Origin of the sequence: Streptomyces sp. 142MFCol3.1, assembly GCF_000424945.1 — a bacterium.
In the GTDB taxonomy this organism is placed as follows: domain Bacteria; phylum Actinomycetota; class Actinomycetes; order Streptomycetales; family Streptomycetaceae; genus Streptomyces; species Streptomyces siamensis.
In genome coordinates this window covers 47,802-63,372 of sequence record NZ_AUKV01000001.1, presented here as the reverse complement: position 1 = coordinate 63,372, position 15,571 = coordinate 47,802, and the positions used below count along the sequence as shown (strand labels likewise).

The 15,571-nt window shown below is 72.6% G+C and carries 12 protein-coding genes and 1 pseudogene; 6 read left to right on the top strand and 7 right to left on the bottom strand.

What is annotated here, in order from left to right; all coding sequences use genetic code 11:
• The first annotated feature begins 257 nt into the window (after nucleotides 1-257).
• A complete protein-coding gene (locus H305_RS0100250; RefSeq protein WP_028798616.1) occupies nucleotides 258-476 on the top strand; it encodes a hypothetical protein in 219 nt (72 codons plus the stop codon).
• Between the two features lie 21 nt (nucleotides 477-497).
• On the top strand, nucleotides 498-1,412 hold the full coding sequence (locus tag H305_RS0100245; protein ID WP_028798615.1) for an alpha/beta hydrolase: 915 nt from the start codon (nucleotides 498-500) through the stop codon (nucleotides 1,410-1,412).
• 188 nt (nucleotides 1,413-1,600) lie between these two features.
• Here the strand turns inward: H305_RS0100245 and H305_RS44085 are convergent, their stop codons facing one another.
• Entirely contained in the window at nucleotides 1,601-2,443 is an 843-nt protein-coding gene (locus H305_RS44085) for a phytanoyl-CoA dioxygenase family protein (RefSeq protein WP_078628809.1), read from the bottom strand.
• Nucleotides 2,444-2,567: 124 nt separating this feature from the next.
• Between H305_RS44085 and H305_RS0100235 the strand changes: the two genes are divergently transcribed.
• Complete coding sequence (locus tag H305_RS0100235; RefSeq protein WP_420708003.1) at nucleotides 2,568-3,617, top strand: AraC family transcriptional regulator; 1,050 nt, start codon at nucleotides 2,568-2,570, stop codon at nucleotides 3,615-3,617.
• On the opposite strand, the gene H305_RS0100230 is transcribed toward H305_RS0100235, so the two are convergent.
• The 4 genes and pseudogenes from H305_RS0100230 to H305_RS56265 all read right to left on the bottom strand — a co-directional run.
• A complete protein-coding gene (locus H305_RS0100230) occupies nucleotides 3,586-4,074 on the bottom strand; it encodes a universal stress protein (protein WP_028798613.1) in 489 nt (162 codons plus the stop codon). The genes H305_RS0100235 and H305_RS0100230 overlap by 32 nt on opposite strands.
• Before the next feature lie 5 nt (nucleotides 4,075-4,079).
• Complete coding sequence (locus H305_RS0100225; RefSeq protein WP_234020600.1) at nucleotides 4,080-5,300, bottom strand: SLC13 family permease; 1,221 nt, start codon at nucleotides 5,298-5,300, stop codon at nucleotides 4,080-4,082.
• Nucleotides 5,301-5,519: 219 nt separating this feature from the next.
• Nucleotides 5,520-6,158, bottom strand: coding sequence for a PAS domain-containing protein (locus tag H305_RS0100220; protein WP_420708002.1), 639 nt, complete (start codon nucleotides 6,156-6,158; stop codon nucleotides 5,520-5,522).
• Between the two features lie 111 nt (nucleotides 6,159-6,269).
• A pseudogene (locus tag H305_RS56265) lies at nucleotides 6,270-6,494 on the bottom strand (PAS domain-containing protein); the annotation flags it as partial.
• A gap of 253 nt (nucleotides 6,495-6,747) precedes the next feature.
• Here H305_RS56265 and H305_RS0100215 point away from each other — a divergent pair.
• Nucleotides 6,748-9,840, top strand: a complete 3,093-nt coding sequence (locus tag H305_RS0100215; protein ID WP_028798610.1) for a glycoside hydrolase family 2 TIM barrel-domain containing protein — start codon at nucleotides 6,748-6,750, stop codon at nucleotides 9,838-9,840.
• On the opposite strand, the gene H305_RS44080 is transcribed toward H305_RS0100215, so the two are convergent.
• Nucleotides 9,751-11,385 (bottom strand): cytochrome b, encoded by a 1,635-nt coding sequence (locus H305_RS44080; protein WP_078628807.1) that lies wholly within the window; start codon nucleotides 11,383-11,385, stop codon nucleotides 9,751-9,753. The two genes, H305_RS0100215 and H305_RS44080, sit on opposite strands and share 90 nt — an antisense overlap.
• Nucleotides 11,382-12,293, bottom strand: coding sequence for an RNA polymerase sigma factor SigJ (gene sigJ / locus H305_RS44075; protein ID WP_037762048.1), 912 nt, complete (start codon nucleotides 12,291-12,293; stop codon nucleotides 11,382-11,384). Before sigJ ends, H305_RS44080 begins: the two co-directional genes overlap by 4 nt.
• A 527-nt stretch (nucleotides 12,294-12,820) precedes the next feature.
• Here sigJ and H305_RS0100200 point away from each other — a divergent pair.
• Together H305_RS0100200 and H305_RS0100195 are read left to right on the top strand one after the other, a co-directional pair.
• Complete coding sequence (locus tag H305_RS0100200) at nucleotides 12,821-14,434, top strand: MFS transporter (protein WP_028798609.1); 1,614 nt, start codon at nucleotides 12,821-12,823, stop codon at nucleotides 14,432-14,434.
• Nucleotides 14,431-15,039: a hemerythrin domain-containing protein gene (locus tag H305_RS0100195; protein ID WP_028798608.1), complete on the top strand. Its 609-nt coding sequence runs from the start codon at nucleotides 14,431-14,433 to the stop codon at nucleotides 15,037-15,039. Before H305_RS0100200 ends, H305_RS0100195 begins: the two co-directional genes overlap by 4 nt.
• Nucleotides 15,040-15,571: the final 532 nt, after the last annotated feature.

The following is a 15,571-nucleotide window of genomic DNA, read 5'->3' as shown; positions in this document are numbered from 1 at the left end:
GCTTCCCGCGATCCTGGCGACTCGGGCCGGACTTGAACGGAGTCCGCTACCGGCTGGGCGCACCTCTGGTGTGCCGGGTGACACCACGGCACGTGCAGGATCAAATCGTGTGATTGCGCCCACGTCAAGGCGGCCGATCGGAACGCGCCGGGCACCCGACGGGCACCCGGCCGTGCCGTCGGGGCCGATGCAGGCCGCACCTCGCGTCCGGGACACCCCTCACCGGAACGCGGCACAACGAGGAGAGCAAGCGCGCCATGACCATCGGAATCCTCGGTGCCGACCCGCGCACTCCGGCCGGCCGGCGTGTGATGCCTTCTCTCCGGCACCACCCGTGCGCCAACGGCCGAGTGGCGCGGATCGTGGGGCGGGTGGGCCGGGCGGCCGTGGATCTCGGCCCATTGGCCGAGGGCGGACGGCTCCAGCAGGTCCCCGGCGGCCCGCTGGCCGCCCTTCGCCTCGTCATGGAGCCCTGATTCGGGGCTTATTGTCACGACATGACCGGAGACCGTATCTCACTGGCCGTACACGATCACGGGGGCGACGGGCCGCCCCTGCTCCTGCTGCACGGCGCGGGCCGCACCCTCGCGGACTGGGCTGCCGTCGCCCCGCTGCTCGCCCGCCGCCACCGGGTGTTCGCCGTGGACCTCCGTGGGCACGGTCTCTCGCCCTCCGGGCCCTGGAACTTCCCCGCGGTGCTCGCCGACATCGAGGCCGTGCTGGAGAAGCACGACATCCCTAACGCGCTGCCGGTCGGCCACTCCCTCGGCGGGATGGTCGCCGTCCTGCACGCGCTGGCCCACCCGGACGCCGTGCCCGGCGCGGTCAACCTCGACGGCTACGGGTGGGGCCGCCCCGACCAGTACGTGGGCCTCGACCCGGCGTACGTCGAGGAACGCCTCGCCCAGGTGCGTCAGATGGCGGAGGCGGCGTCGGCCCGCGGTCCGCTGCCCGCCGACGGACTCGCGCGGGAACTCGCCAGGCAGCGCACGATGTCCGCACAGCTCGGCATCCCCTACGACCTGCTGGAGGCCGGCGTCCGGCGTTCCGTCACCGAACGGCCGGACGGACGACTGGAGTTGAGGCCCGTGCGCGACCGCGCACTGGAGATGTTCGCCGCGATCGAGTCGCTCGACCTGTTCGCCCTCTTCCGGCAAGTACCCGTACCGCTGCTGCTGGGGCGCGCCCTGCGACCCGTGCCGCCGTTCCCCGGCGTGGACTGGTTCGACGAGCTGATGGCCGCCTACGGCCGGGGGCTCACCAGGGATCTCGACCTCCTGGCCGCCGAGCGTCCCGGAGTGAGCGTGGCCGGGATCGACGGCACCCACGCGATGCTCCTCGAGAACCCCCGGGGGGTCGCGGACGCGGTCCTCCGCTTCACCTCCGAGACGCTCCCGGGGCCTGCCGCATGACGCCGGGCCGGTGACGAATGGATCGTCGGGCGCGGGCCCGAACTCGTCCTGCTCACCCGCCTGGTGGAGGAGCCGGCGGCGGGCGGGACGGCGTCCGTGGCCCTCGCGGGCACTCCGGGCGGGGGGCAAGAGCCTCCTGCTGGACGCCGCCGCCCGGGAGGTGCTGCCCGAGGAGCCGTCCTGACCGGTCAGTGCGGGCCAGGCGGCGCGAACTCGGTGCCGCAGGGCCCCGCGCCCTCGCTCTCCGGCAGGGCGACGGGAGATCCGCTCATCGTCAGCGTCCGGTAGAAGCGGCCGATGCGTTGCGCGGAGCGGCCCGCGTAGTGGCCGATGAAGGACCGGCGGAACCGGTCGGCGCTGCGGTTGGGGCCGGAACCGTGCACGAGGCTGCCGTTGAAGAACAGCACGTCGCCGGGGGCCATGTCGACGGGTACGGGGGCGAGGCCGGGCGGCGGTGCGACGTACTCGCGCGCGAAGGACACCTCACGGTCCGCCTCCTCGGGACAGAACAGGTCCATGCGGTGTGTGCCCGGCACGACCTCCAGACCGCCGTTCTCGCGGTCGATCGCGTCACAGGCGATCCAGGCCGCCACACAGGTGCCGGGCTCGACCCGCAGATAGAAGTTGTCCTGATGCAGCGCCTGGCCGCGCGCGCCGGGCGGCTTGAAGTAGAACATGCTCTGTGCGGCCAGGACCTCCTCGCCCAGCAGGGACTCCAGCACCGCGCGCAGCCGGGGGTCGAGCAGGAGGCGCAGCGCCAGGGCGCTGATGCGGTGCGGGTGCATGACGCGGGGATGGGTGTGCAGCGGGTCGGCCGGGCCGTCGCTCTCGGCGGCGCGGGGTTCGAAATGCCCCGGAACCGGTCCCGCGGCATGCAGTGCGGTGAACTCGGCGCACAGTTCGTCGATCTCGGTGGTGGTGAACAGGCCGCGCTCCACCACGAAACCCCGCTCCGCGAACTCGGCCTCCCACCGCCGCGCCCCGGCAGCCTTCGCGGAACGCCGTACCCCGCCGTTGTCCCCGACCGCCATGCGACCGCCCCTTCCGCCCGGTGTGCCAGGTGTCCCACGCTAGGCCTGTGCGCTCCACCGGAGGATGCCTGTGCGTGCTGACGAGTTGTCCGGGGCTGCCGCTCCGTCGCCGCCGCCCGGCCTTGTGACGATCGGCCGCTTCGATCAGCGCGCCGGCTACCGCGTCAACCGCCCGCGCGGCTCGGACAGCTGGCTGTTCACCTGGACCACCGGCGGACACGGTCTGCTCGAACAGGGCGCGGCCCGGACCGAGGCCGGCGCGGGGGACCTGGTGGTTCTCGGACCCGGCACCGCGCACCGCTACGCCGTCGAACCGGGGGCCGGGCACTGGGCGTTCTGGTGGGCGCACTGCCAGGCCCGCCCGGCCTGGGTGGCCCGGCTGCGGCCGTACGCGCTCACCGACGGGCTGTACGCGGTCGGACCGGAGACGGAGGGCACGGGACCCGGCGGGCCGGGACCCTGTCGCCCGGACACCGGCGGCCCGGTCACCGGCGGTACGGATTCCGGCGGGCCGGACCTCGGCACGGAATTCGGCGTGCCGGACGCGGGCGACACGCAGACCGGTGGCCCGGTCACCGGTGGTACGGGACCCGGCGGGGCGGACGCGACCGGCCCCGGTCCGCGCCGGAGCCGTATCGAGGTTGCTTTCCGGCGGATGTTCTCCGACGCCCGCTGGACGGGGGCCGGACCGCCACCCGGGCCGGTGCGGCCGGCTCCCGGCGCCGTCGCGGTGGCGCACGGCACAGCCGCCCGTGAGCTGACGCTCTGTTCGTTGGAGGAGATCGTGCTGCTCGCCACGGCGCGGGCCGAGCACCGCGGCCCCGGAGTCGACGTGCGGATCCGGCACGCCGAGTCCCTGATCGCCGCCGACCCGAGCGTGCCGCACACCGTACGGTCGCTGGCCGCGGCGGTCTGCCTCTCACCGTCCCGCTTCGCGCACCTTTTCACGGAGCAGCTCGGCCGGTCCCCGATGCGTGCGCTGCGCGACGCGCGGCTGCTGCACGCGGCCCGGCTCCTCGAAGTCACCGAACTGCCCGTGGGACGGGTGGCCGCGGCCTCCGGCTTCACCAGCGCCTTCCACTTCAACCGTGTCTTCCGGCAGCGCTACGGCATGCCGCCGGGCGCCTACCGGAACGCTGCGGTCACGGGTGCGGGGGAGGCGGCGGCAACGTAGCGACGTCCGGCGGCGACTCGGGCCACACCAGCAGCACCGGGCAGGGCGCGTGGTCGACGACGAACCGCCCGGCCGGTCCCAGACTGCGCGGGCCGAGGTGCGCCCGGTCGCCGTCACGGGCCAGCACCAGCAGGTCGGCGCCCTCGGCGGCGGCCACGACCTCCCGTTCGGCGCGCCCACCGCGTTCCAGCTTCGCGGCCGGGCGGTCCAGCCGCTGCGCCGCCGCGTCGAGCAGCCGCGCGGCCGAGGTGGTGCCCAGCGTCTCCATCCGGTCGCCCGGGTCGGGCTCGGAGCGCGCGCGGCCGAGCAGTCCGGCGAACGCGCCGTGCGCCAGACCGGGCACGTCGGGTTCCGAGACGTGCAGCAGGACCACCTCGGCGGTACGGGGCACGTGCCCGCGCACGGCGTCCACGCACGCCGGCCAGGTCCCTTCGACCAGCCAGACGACCACCCGCATGCTCATCAGCCTCCGATGACCTGGAGAGACAACCACAATGCCAGTACGGCGGGGACCAGCGCCGCGGGCACGGCGATCAGACCCAGCCGTGTGAACTCCTTGAGATCGACGCCGTGTTCGTGCTGGTGCACGATACGCCGCCACAACAGCGTCGCGAGGGAACCCGCATAGGTCAGGTTCGGCCCGATGTTGACGCCGAGGAGGACGGCCAGCACGGCTCCGGGGCCGGACGCCGCGGTCAGCGGCAGCAGGACGAGGACCGCCGGCAGATTGTTGATCAGGTTGGCCAGCACGGCGGCGAGCGCGGCGATGCCGAGCAGGGCGGGCAGGTCGCTGCCGTCCGGCAGGAGCCGACCCAGCGCGTCGGCGAGTCCGTTGTCGACGACCGCCCGCACGACGACGCCCAGGGCGAGGACGAAGGCGAGGAACGACGGCGCCGCGGCCTTCACGAGGGTCAGCGGGGTGGCCCGGCGCCGCGCGAGGGCGCGCCCGGCCAGCACCAGCGCGCCCGCCGCCGCGGACCACGCCGGGTCGATGCCGAGCGCGGAGGCGGCGACGAAGCCCGCCAGGGTGCAGCCCACGGTGACCAGGGCGAACAGGGGAACCTCCGGCGGTTCCCCGGCATTCGGCTCGGGTGCCGCCGCGCCCAGGTCGTGGGCGAAGAAGCGCCGGAAGACCACGTACTCGGCGCCGATCGCGACCAGCCAGGGCAGGACCATCAGCGTGGCGAACCGGGTGAAGCTGAGGCCGCTGGTGGTGAACGCGAGCAGATTGGTCAGGTTGGAGACCGGCAGGAGCAGCGAGGCCGTGTTCGACAGATGGGTGCAGGCGTACACGTGCGGCTTGGGGCGGGCTCCGGTCCGGGCCGCCGTCGCGAACACGACCGGGGTGAGCAGCACGATGGTCGCGTCGAGACTGAGCACGGCCGTGATGGCGGAGGCGAGCGCGAAGACGGCGGTCAGCAGCCGCCCCGGACGGGCCTTCGCCCAGCGGGCCATCCAAGCGCCGCAGGCCCGGAAGAGCCCCTCGTCGTCGCAGAACCGGGCCAGCACGAGGACCGCCGCCAGGAAGCCGATCACCGGCCCGAGATGCGCGGCCTCGGCGCGGACGTGATCCAGGGGGATCGCGCCCGTGACGACCACCAGTGCCGCGGCCGGTACCGCCACCACGGCCTCGGGCCAGCCGAACGGCCGGACCACCGCGCAGACGAGGACGACGACGAGCAGGGCGACGGAGAGGGCCTCGGCGAACGGGCTGCCGAGAGGGGAGGAGAGGGCCTGGGCGAGGGGGCTGCCGAGACGGGTGGAGAGGGCCTGGGCGAGCGGGGTGCCGACGGCGGCGGGGCCGCCCGGGCCGAGCGGGCTGTTCAGAGTTCGGTCCTCCGAGGATGGTCGTGGCGCCCCACCATCACATCAAACGCACGGTGACCCGCCCCGCTGCGGCCGTCACTCCTTGCCGAGCAGCGTCAGCTCCGCCCAGATGGTCTTGCCCTCCGGTGTGTGCCGACTGCCCCAGCGCTGCGTGAGCTGGGCGACGAGCAGCAGCCCGCGGCCCCCCTCGTCGAAGATCTTCGCCCGGCGCAGATGCGGCGCGGTGTGGCTGCTGTCGGAGACCTCGCAGATGAGGGTGTCGGCGTCGTGGATGAGGCGCAGCCGGATGGGCGGCTCGCCGTACCGGATGGCGTTGGTGACGAGTTCGCTGACCACCAGCTCGGCAGGGAACGTCACTTCGGGCCTTGTCTGCTCGGTGAAGTCGTGCGCGGCCACACAGACGCCGCGCACCTGTCCGTCGGCGTCGGTGAGCGGGGCCATCCGGGTCAGCCAGGCCTGCGGGCGGCCCTCGCCGCCCGTCCGCAAGGTGGTCTCCACGTCACGGCCCCGTCCGGAGACGAGGACGTCGTACATGTCCTCCTCCAGCCGCTCGCCGGCCCGCTCGCCGCCGATCTCGGAGATCCGCAGACCCCGGATGCGGTCCTCCACGAGGCCGAGCACCCCGGCCATCGCGTCGTTGATCCCGAGCAGCCGCAGTCGTGTGTCGTAGACGGCCGTGGGGCAGGGCGACTGGGAGAGGACCGCCCGGATCAGCGGGTCGTCCCGGGGCGGCGGTTCCGCGCCCGTGAGGGGGGTGACGACGAACCAGCCGTCGCCCTGGTCACGGCGGTGTGCCAGCAGCCAGACCGGCAGGACGTGGCCGTCCCGGTGGCGCAGCGGGAGGGTGCCGCTCCAGCGGTCACCGGCGGGTTCTGACGGTGCGGCGGCGACGGCGTGGTCCAGCAGGGCCGTCGCGGGGCGGCCCTCGACCTCGTCGGGCGCGTACCCCAGCAGTCGGCGGGCCCCCTCGCTCCAGTGGATCAGGGTTCCGTGCTCGTCGATGAGCGCCCGTGCCGTGGCTGCCTCGTCGAGGTGGTGGACCGGCCTCATCGTCGCCACTCCATTGCGCACACCCACAGTGAACAAGCGCGTCACTCGGGCTCCAGCCTAGTGCGTGGGCGCCCTGCGCACCCCTGAACACGGGCCGACGGGACGACATCCACAGGGCGGGATTCCGGCGGATGTGTTCGGTGGGTCGGAAGTGAGTTCCGCACCCTTGACGGCCACGTGTGCCACCTCGTCAGAATCTGTTTGTTCACGATCAGTTGTGATGCCTTCTGGGTCCTGATGAGGGAGAGTCGCCATGACGGTCACACGAAGAGCGGTATTGATCGCGGGCACGGCCGTGCCCGCGGCCGGCGCACTCACGGGTGCCGCCGACACCCGGGCCGCGGCCGGGCACACCCCGGGGCGGCACACCGTCGAACTGCGCGACGGCTGGCGTTTCGCGCTGGTCGATCCGGGCGGCGTCACCGACCCCACCGGCGCCTACGCGGACGCCGCGCGGCCGGGCTACGACGACTCGGCGTGGCGCGAGGTGGCCGTACCGCACGACTGGAGCATCGAGCAGACGCCCACCACCGAGCACGGCACCACCAGTGGGACGGGATTCTTCCCCGGCGGTCTCGGCTGGTACCGCACCTCGTTCACCCTGCCGCCCTCGTACGCCGGCAAACGGGTGTCCGTGGAGTTCGACGGCGTGTACATGGACTCCTACGTGTACTGCAACGGCACCGAGGCCGGCCGGCACCCCTACGGCTACACGGGCTTCGCCCTCGACCTCACCGGACTGCTGCACACGGACGGCAGGACCCCGAACGTCCTCGCCGTGAAGGTGCAGAACCAACTCCCCAGCAGTCGCTGGTACTCGGGCAGCGGCATCTACCGCGACGTACGCCTGGTCGTCACCGAGCCGGTGCACGTCCAGCGGTGGGGCACCTACGTCACCACGCCGGAGATCACCAAGGAGCGGGCGCTCGTACGGGTGCGGACGACGGTCGTCAACGCGTCGGGCAGCCCGGCCGAGGTCCAGGTGATCTCCCGGATCCTCGACCCCGACGGCCGGACGGCCGCCCGGACGACCACCACGGCCACCGTCGCCGAGCAGGCCGACGAGACCCACGAACTCTCCGTGCCCGCACCCAGGTTGTGGGACTTCGCGACGCCGCAGCACCGCTACACGGTGGAGACCGAACTGCGTACCGGCGGCACGACCGTCGACACCTGCCGTACCCCCTTCGGCATCCGGTCCTTCCGCTTCGACCCGGACGAGGGCTTCCATCTCAACGGCACCCACGCGAAGATCAAGGGCGTCGACCTCCACCACGACCAGGGCGCTCTCGGCGCGGCCGTGAGCCTCGACGCGGTGCGCCGCCAGATGACCGTCATGAAGTCGATGGGCGTCAACGCCTTCCGGACCTCGCACAATCCGCCCTCCCCGCAGATGATCCAGGTCTGCGAGGAACTGGGGATCGTGATGATGGTGGAGGCCTTCGACTGCTGGCGCACCGGGAAGACGAAGTACGACTACGGGCGGTTCTTCGACGAGTGGTGCGAGAAGGACGCCACCGAGATGGTCCTCGCCGCCCGCAACTCACCCGCCGTGGTCCTGTGGTCCATCGGCAACGAGATCCCCGACTCGACCTCCACGGCCGGACTCGCCATGGCCGACCGGATCATCGCCGCCGTCAGGGCCGCCGACGACACCCGGCCGCTGGTGATCGGCTCGGACAAGTACCGCCGCCTGCCGGCGAAGGGCTCGGCGGCCGACCTCATGCTCGCCAAACTGGACGGGCTCGGCCTCAACTACAACACCGCCAAGTCGGTCGACGCCCTGCACGCCGCCTACCCGCACCTGTTCCTCTTCGAGTCCGAGTCGTCCTCCGAGACCTCGACCCGGGGCGCCTACCAGGAGCCCGAGCACCTCAACACCGGGGAGAACCACACCCCCGGCCGGCGGGCCACCTCCTCGTACGACAACAACCTCGCCTCCTGGACGATGAGCGGCGAGTACGGCCACAAGAAGGACCGGGACCGCAAGTGGTTCGCGGGCGAGTTCCTGTGGTCGGGCATCGACTACATCGGCGAGCCCACCCCGTACGACGTCTTCCCGGTGAAGGCCTCCTTCTTCGGCGCTGTCGACACGGCGGGCTTCCCCAAGGACATGTACCACCTGTTCAGGAGCCAGTGGACGACCGAGCCCATGGTCCATCTGCTGCCCATGACGTGGAACCACGAGCCGGGCGACACGGTCGAGGTCTGGGCCTACGCGAACGTCGACACCGTCGAACTCTTCCTCAACGGCACGTCCCTCGGCACACGCCGGTTCGACACCAAGAAGACCACCGACGGCCGCACTTACCTGGAGACCACCGAGGCGACCGGAGACGACAAGACCTTCACCGACGGCCCCTATCCGGGCAGCTACACCAGCCCCAACGGCAGCGCCGGCAAGCTCCATCTCACCTGGAAGGTCGCCTACGAGCCGGGCGAGTTGAAGGCGGTCGCCCGCCGCGAGGGCAAGGTGGTCGCGACGGACGTCCTGCGCACCGCGGGGGCTCCGCACGCGCTACGTCTCACCCCGGACCGCGCGTCGCTGCCCGCCGACGGGCGCTCCCTCGTGTTCGTGACCGCGGAGGTCGTCGACGCCCACGGCGTGGTCGTGCCCGACGCGGAGCACCGGATCGCCTTCGACGTCGACGGCGGCTCGGTCGCCGGACTCGACAACGGCCGGCAGGAGAGCGCCGAGCGCTACCAGGCCGCGACCCGCACCGCCTTCCACGGCAAGGCGCTCGCCATCGTCCGGTGCGGGACGAAGACGGGCACCCTGAAGGTGACGGCCCGGGCGGAGGGTCTGCGCAGGGCGGCCACGAGCGTGCGCGCCACACAGGCCCGGTCGCGAGCGACCACTCCGGCGCCGGTGTTCGGGCCCGACCACCCGGCCGCCCCGAACCATCCGCACGCGGACGCCAGTTACTCGGGCCGCCCCGACACCCTGCCCGCCGCCATGCTCGACGGCGACGCCACCACCGGATGGTCCAACGCCTTCCACAAGTCGGCGACGGCCCTGCTGCCCGCCTTCGACGGGTCCTGCGCCGAGGACTGGGTCTCGGTCACCTGGGCCCGCCCCCGCACCGTCGACCGCGTCGAGGTGTCCTTCACCGTCGACGCGGCCCACGCGCAGCCCGCCTCCGTCGAGGTCTCCGTGTGGGACGGCGAGCGGTACGCCCCCGTGAGGGGGACGGTGCTCGACCGCGCCACCACGTCCGACGCCCCGACCGTGATCACCTTCGACGCGGTGCGCGGCTCACGGCTGCGTCTCGTCATGGCCGGCGCCCACCCGGGGGCGGCCGGCGGCGCGATCAGGATCAGCCGTCTGGAGGTCCCCGCCGCCTGACGGGCCGGCCGGGTGAGCAGACGGCAGCCCGCGTCGCTCGTGCTCGGTCAGGGTGTGGAGCTCGGCAGGGTCGAGGGGCCGGTGGACCTCGACGTACTCGCCGTGCGGCAGGCGTCTGACGACCCCTGTCGCACGGCCGTGCGCGACCAGTTCACGGTCTCGCAGCCGAAGGCCCAGACAGATGCGCCGGGTCACGACGAAGACGACGGCCGGCACCACCGGCAGGGCGATCCGCACCGCCCAGGTCACGGTGTTGATCGACAGGTGGAAGCGCGTCGCCACGATGTCGTTGCCGCCGCCCGCGAGCAGGACCAGATAGAGGCTGATCCACGCGGCGCCCAGCGCGGTGCGCACCGGACGGTTGCGCGGCCGGTCCAGCAGATGATGCTCGCGCCGGTCCCCGGTGACCCAGGACTCGACGAACGGGTAGACGCCGATGAGGACCAGCATCAGCGGGAAGACGACGATCGGTATGAGCACGCCGAGGACGAGGGTGTGGCCCCACAGCGTGATCTCCCAGCCCGGCATGACCCGGACCAGGCCCTCGGCGAAGCCCAGGTACCAGTCGGGCTGCGCGCCCGTCGACACCTGGTCGGCGCGGTAGGGGCCGTACGCCCAGACGGGGTTGATACTGGCGATCGCCGCGATCAGCGCGATGACACCGGACACCAGGAACAGGAAGCCGCCCGCCTTCGCCATGTACACCGGCATGAACGGCGTTCCCACGACGTTGCGTTCGGTCTTCCCCGGCCCGCCGAACTGGGTGTGCTTGTGGTACACGACCAGGATCAGGTGCGCGACCACGAGCGCGGCCATGATGCCGGGGATCACCAGCACGTGGAGCGAGTAGAAGCGCGGCACGATGTCATGGCCCGGGAACTCCCCGCCGAAGAGGAACATCGACAGATACGTGCCGACGACGGGCACCGACAGGAGCGCCCCGTCCACGAACCGCATGCCGGTCCCCGACAGCAGGTCGTCCGGCAGCGAATAGCCGAACAGTCCCTCGAACATGCCGAGGAGCAGAAGCGTCCAGCCGAACAGCCAGTTCACCTCGCGGGGCCTGCGGAAGGACCCCGTGAAGAAGTGCCGCATCATGTGCGTCAGCATCGCCGCCAGGAAGATCAGCGCCGCCCAGTGGTGGATCTGCCGGATCAGCAGTCCGCCGCGCACGTCGAAGCTGATGTCGAGGGTGGACGCGTACGCCTCCGACATGCGGATGCCGTTCAGCGGCACGTAACTGCCGTGGTAGACCACCTCGTTCATCGACGGGTGGAAGAACAGCGTCAGGTACACCCCGGTCAGGACCAGTACGACGAAGCTGTAGAGGCAGATCTCGCCGAGCAGGAAGGACCAGTGGTCCGGGAAGACCTTGCGCAGGTACTTCGCCCCGAAGGCGTGGATGCCGAGCCGGCCGTCGAACCAGTCCGCCACGCGCTCGCCGGACGACGCCGTGCCCACGGGGCGTGCCGCGGGCCCGGCGTCGGCGCTCTCGGCGCCGCTGTGCGCACGGGTGACCGTCCCGTGCCGTTCACCGGTCGTCATGGCTGCCTGCCCTCCGGCGCGTCCGTCTCCTCCTCGCGGCGCACGTGCGCGAGCTTCTCGGGGTTGGTGACGATGTAGACGTCCGAGACGTGCTCGCCGTCGGGCGCGAGGTCCATGACCATGACGGCGTACGGGGAATCACCCTCGAAGATCACGGCGGAGTCGTCGCCGTTGACCCGCCGGTAGCGGATGTCGAGACCGGTCGCGCGACGGGTCGCGAAACCGGCGAACAGACGCGCCACCTTGTCCCGCCCGTGCACCGGCCGCAGCCCGGCCCGCGGGGTCTTGCCACCGCCGTCCGTCCACACCGTGACGTCCGGCGCCAGGATCTCCATCAGCGCGGTGATGTCACCGCCCAGCGCGGCCTCCACGAAGAGTTCGGTCGCCTGCCGGCGCACCCGGGGGTGGGCGCGGTAGAGCGGCCGGCGCGCGTGCACGTGCTGCCGGGCCCGGTGGGCGAGCTGGCGCACCGCGGCGGGGCTGCGGTCGAGGACCCCGGCGATCTCGGTGTGCGCGTAGCCGAACACCTCGTTGAGGACGAAGACCGCGCGCTCCAGCGGGGTCAGCGACTCCAGCACCACGAGCATCGCCAGGGACACGGACTCGGAGCGCAGGGTCCGGTCGTCGGCAGCGCCGGCGGGGGCCGGCTCGTCGAGCAGCGGCTCCGGCAGCCAGGGGCCCACATAGGTCTCCCGGCGGCGGGTGATGGCGGCGCGCCGGGTCAGCGCTTGGTTCACGGCTATCCGGACCAGGTAGGCGCGCGGGTTGGCGATCTCGTCCAGCGGGGAGCGGCCGGCGCGGCCCTGCCAGGACAGCCAGGTCTCCTGGAGCACGTCCTCGGTGTCGGCGACGCTGCCGAGCATGTTGTAGACGATCGCGAACAGCAGCTCGCGGTGGTCCACGAAGATCCGCGTCGCGCCGTCCGCACCACTCGGTCCGCCGGTCTTGGCGCCCGGCCCGCCCTTCGGGCCGCCCGCCCCGTCGTTCGTGCCGCCCGCCCCGTCGTTCGCGCCGCTCGCCCGGTTGTTCGCGCCGCTCGCCTCGTCCCGCGCGCCGCTCGTCCCGTCGTTCGTGCCGCGCGGCCCGTCCTGCGGGAGCGCCCCCGAACGGCGGCCCGGGGACGCCCAGTCGGGCCTGCCGGGCCTTTCGGCGCCGCCGGGTGACGCGCCCCGCGGCCGCGACCCGCCTTCGACTGCGCCGGCCGGCGCGCGGCCCGCGCCCGGACCCACGCCGCCGGTCCCCGCTCGGTGGCTCTCGGACATGCCTCGCCTCCCTTGGTGTGCTCACTACTGCGAGGGGCGGAGGGGGCTCGGATGTGACATCCCGCGGGCCGAATGTGACGTATGTCTCAGGACACTTCTCCGGCGTCACACCCGTCGGCGAGAGCGCCCTCTTGAACGCGAGTTCGCAGCTCCGGCACAAGGAGACACACATCGTGTTCAAGAAATGGCACGGCAACCCATGGGCGATCCTCGTCACGCTCTCCCTGGGGTTCTTCATGACCCTCCTCGACCTGACGATCGTGAACATCGCGATCCCCGAGATGGGCCAGGACCTGGACGCCTCCCTCGACGAGATCCTGTGGGTCGTCAACGCCTACACCCTCGCGCTGGCCGTCCTGCTGATCACCGCGGGCCGGCTCGGCGATCTGCGCGGCAAGCGGAATCTGTTCATGGCGGGCGTCGCCGTGTTCACGCTCGCCAGCCTGGCCTGCGCCCTCGCGCAGGAGCCCGCCCAACTGATCGCCTTCCGCGCGGTCCAGGGGCTGGGCGCGGCGCTGCTCATGCCGCAGACCCTGTCGATCATCACGGAGGTGTTCCCGGCCGACCGGCGGGGCGCCGCGATGGGTGTCTGGGGCGCCGTCGCCGGAATCTCCGGCGCGCTCGGACCGATCATCGGGGGAGCGCTCATCACCCGGCTCGACTGGCGTTGGATCTTCCTGGCCAATCTGCCGCTCGGGGTGCTCGTCCTGGCCCTCGCCGCCGCGGTCGTTCCCGCTTCCCGCCGTACCGTGCGCCACCGCTTCGACACCCCCGGCGTGCTGCTCGCCTCAAGCGCCCTGTTCTGTCTGGCCTTCGGCCTGACGGAGGGACAGCGCTACGACTGGAACGGCTGGATCCGGTCACTGTTCGGTGCTGCGGCGGTGCTCTTCGCCGGCTTCCTGCTGCACGAGCGCGGCCGGCAGACCCGTGACCCGCTCGTGCCGTTCTCTCTCTTCAAGGACCGCAACTTCGCGCTCGTCAACCTGGTCGGCATCACGGTGTCCTTCGGCGTCATCGGGTTGTTCCTGCCGCTGACGATCTACCTCCAGTCGGTGCTGGGCCTCAGCGCGCTCAAGTCCGGCCTCGTGCTGCTTCCCCTGGCCCTCGGATCGTTCGTGACGGCCGGCCCCGCCGGTGTCCTCGCCGACAGGATCGGCGGCAGGTTCATCCTGATGGCCGGCCTGCTGGCCTGGGCCGCCGCGCTGCTGTGGATCGTGGCCGTGGCGGACGCCGGGTCCGGCTGGACGGCGGTCGCATTTCCGCTCCTCCTGGCCGGGCTGGGGGCGGGCTGCACCTTCACACCCATGGCCACGGAGGTCATGCGCGACGTCCCGGTCCGGTTGTCCGGAGCCGCCTCGGGTGTCAACAACGCCCTGCGCCAGGTGGGTTCCGTGCTCGCGGGCGCCGTCGTCGGTGCCGTGCTCCAGGCGCAGCTCGCCTCCTCGCTCACCGACCAGGCCCGGCAGCGGGCATGGCAGCTCCCCGCCCCCTACCGGGACGGCTTCGTCGCCGCCTTCTACGAGGCGGAGTCCGACGTCGGCGCCCGGCAGTCGGCCGCTGCCCCCTCCGGTGTGCCGCACGACGTCGCCGACCGCATGCGGGCGCTCGGCGGTCAGGTCTTCGGCCACGGCTTCGTCGACGCGATGGGCCCGGCCCTGCTGGTCTGTGCCGGGGTCCTGCTGACGGGTGCGCTCGCCTGCCTGGCCGTACGCCGGCATCGCGGGCCGTCCGCCGACCCGCACGCCCTTCCCGTGTACGAGCCCGAACCGGAGGAAGCCACCTCATGAGCATCGACCTCACCGTGATGTACGCCGCCCACGACGCCTTCCGGCGTGACCTGGAGCGGCTCGGCAAGGCGGCCGCGGACGGCACCGCCTTCTCGCCACCGGTCCGGGCCGGCTGGGAGAACTTCAGGAAGCAGCTGCACATCCACCACACGGCCGAGGACAGCGATCTGTGGCCGCGCGTGCAGCGCAAGGTCGAGGGGCGCCCCGAGGACCTCGCGCTCCTCGCGGAGATGGAGGCGGAGCACGGCCGGCTGGACCCGCAGCTCGCCGCCGTGGACGCCGCCCTGACGACTCGGCTGAACGAACTCCCTCGACTGGTAAGGGCGTTGACCATCACTCTCGACGATCATCTGGCACACGAGGAGAGGAGTGCCCTGCCCCTCGTCCAGGAGGTGCTGACCCCCGCCGACTGGGGCGCCTTCACCGGGCGCATCCGTGAGACGCAGGGTCTGCGCGGGGCGGCCCTCTTCGTGCCCTGGGTCGTCGACGGCGCCCCGCCCGCCGACCGCGCTCGCTTCTTCGGCACCGTGCCGCCACCGGTGCGTGTCCTCAACCGCCTTTTCTGGGAGGCCGGTTACCGCAGGCGGGGGCTGTGGCAGACCTGACCGGACCGCGTTGCCGACCGCGGTCCACGGGGGCGGGTGGGCCCTGGCTCCCGAACTGCCGGGGCCCGGGCGGACACGGGCTCCCTCCGATCGCCGGAAGCGGAGCCGCCGCCGGAAGGGGGGCCGCCGCCGGGCACGGTCCGCGCGCCGAGCGTCTGCCGCGGCAGACACAGCGAGCCGGGTGGTCGCGTGCGTCGGCGGCGCCCCGTGCCAGGTGGCCGGGTGGCCGCGTGCGCAGGCTCCGTGCTCGACAGGCACCCGTGCTCGGGTGAACCCGCGCCTGCGCGGCCTCGTGTCCGGGTGGGGTGGGCCGCGCCGGGGTGCGTCCGTTCACGGGGACGGGGCCGGGACCGTCGGCCGGCCGCCCTTCGACGCCGTGGCCGGGACCCGTGAGGACGGCCCCCTCCGCTGGGCCGGAGCCGCCGCCCGGTCCGGGCCCCGCCCTCGGGGCCGCCGACCGAGGGCGGGAGGATCGGGGTCGGCGGCCGGTTTCGCGCGGGAGAGCCGCCGTCCTGCGCGGGGCCTTTGAGAA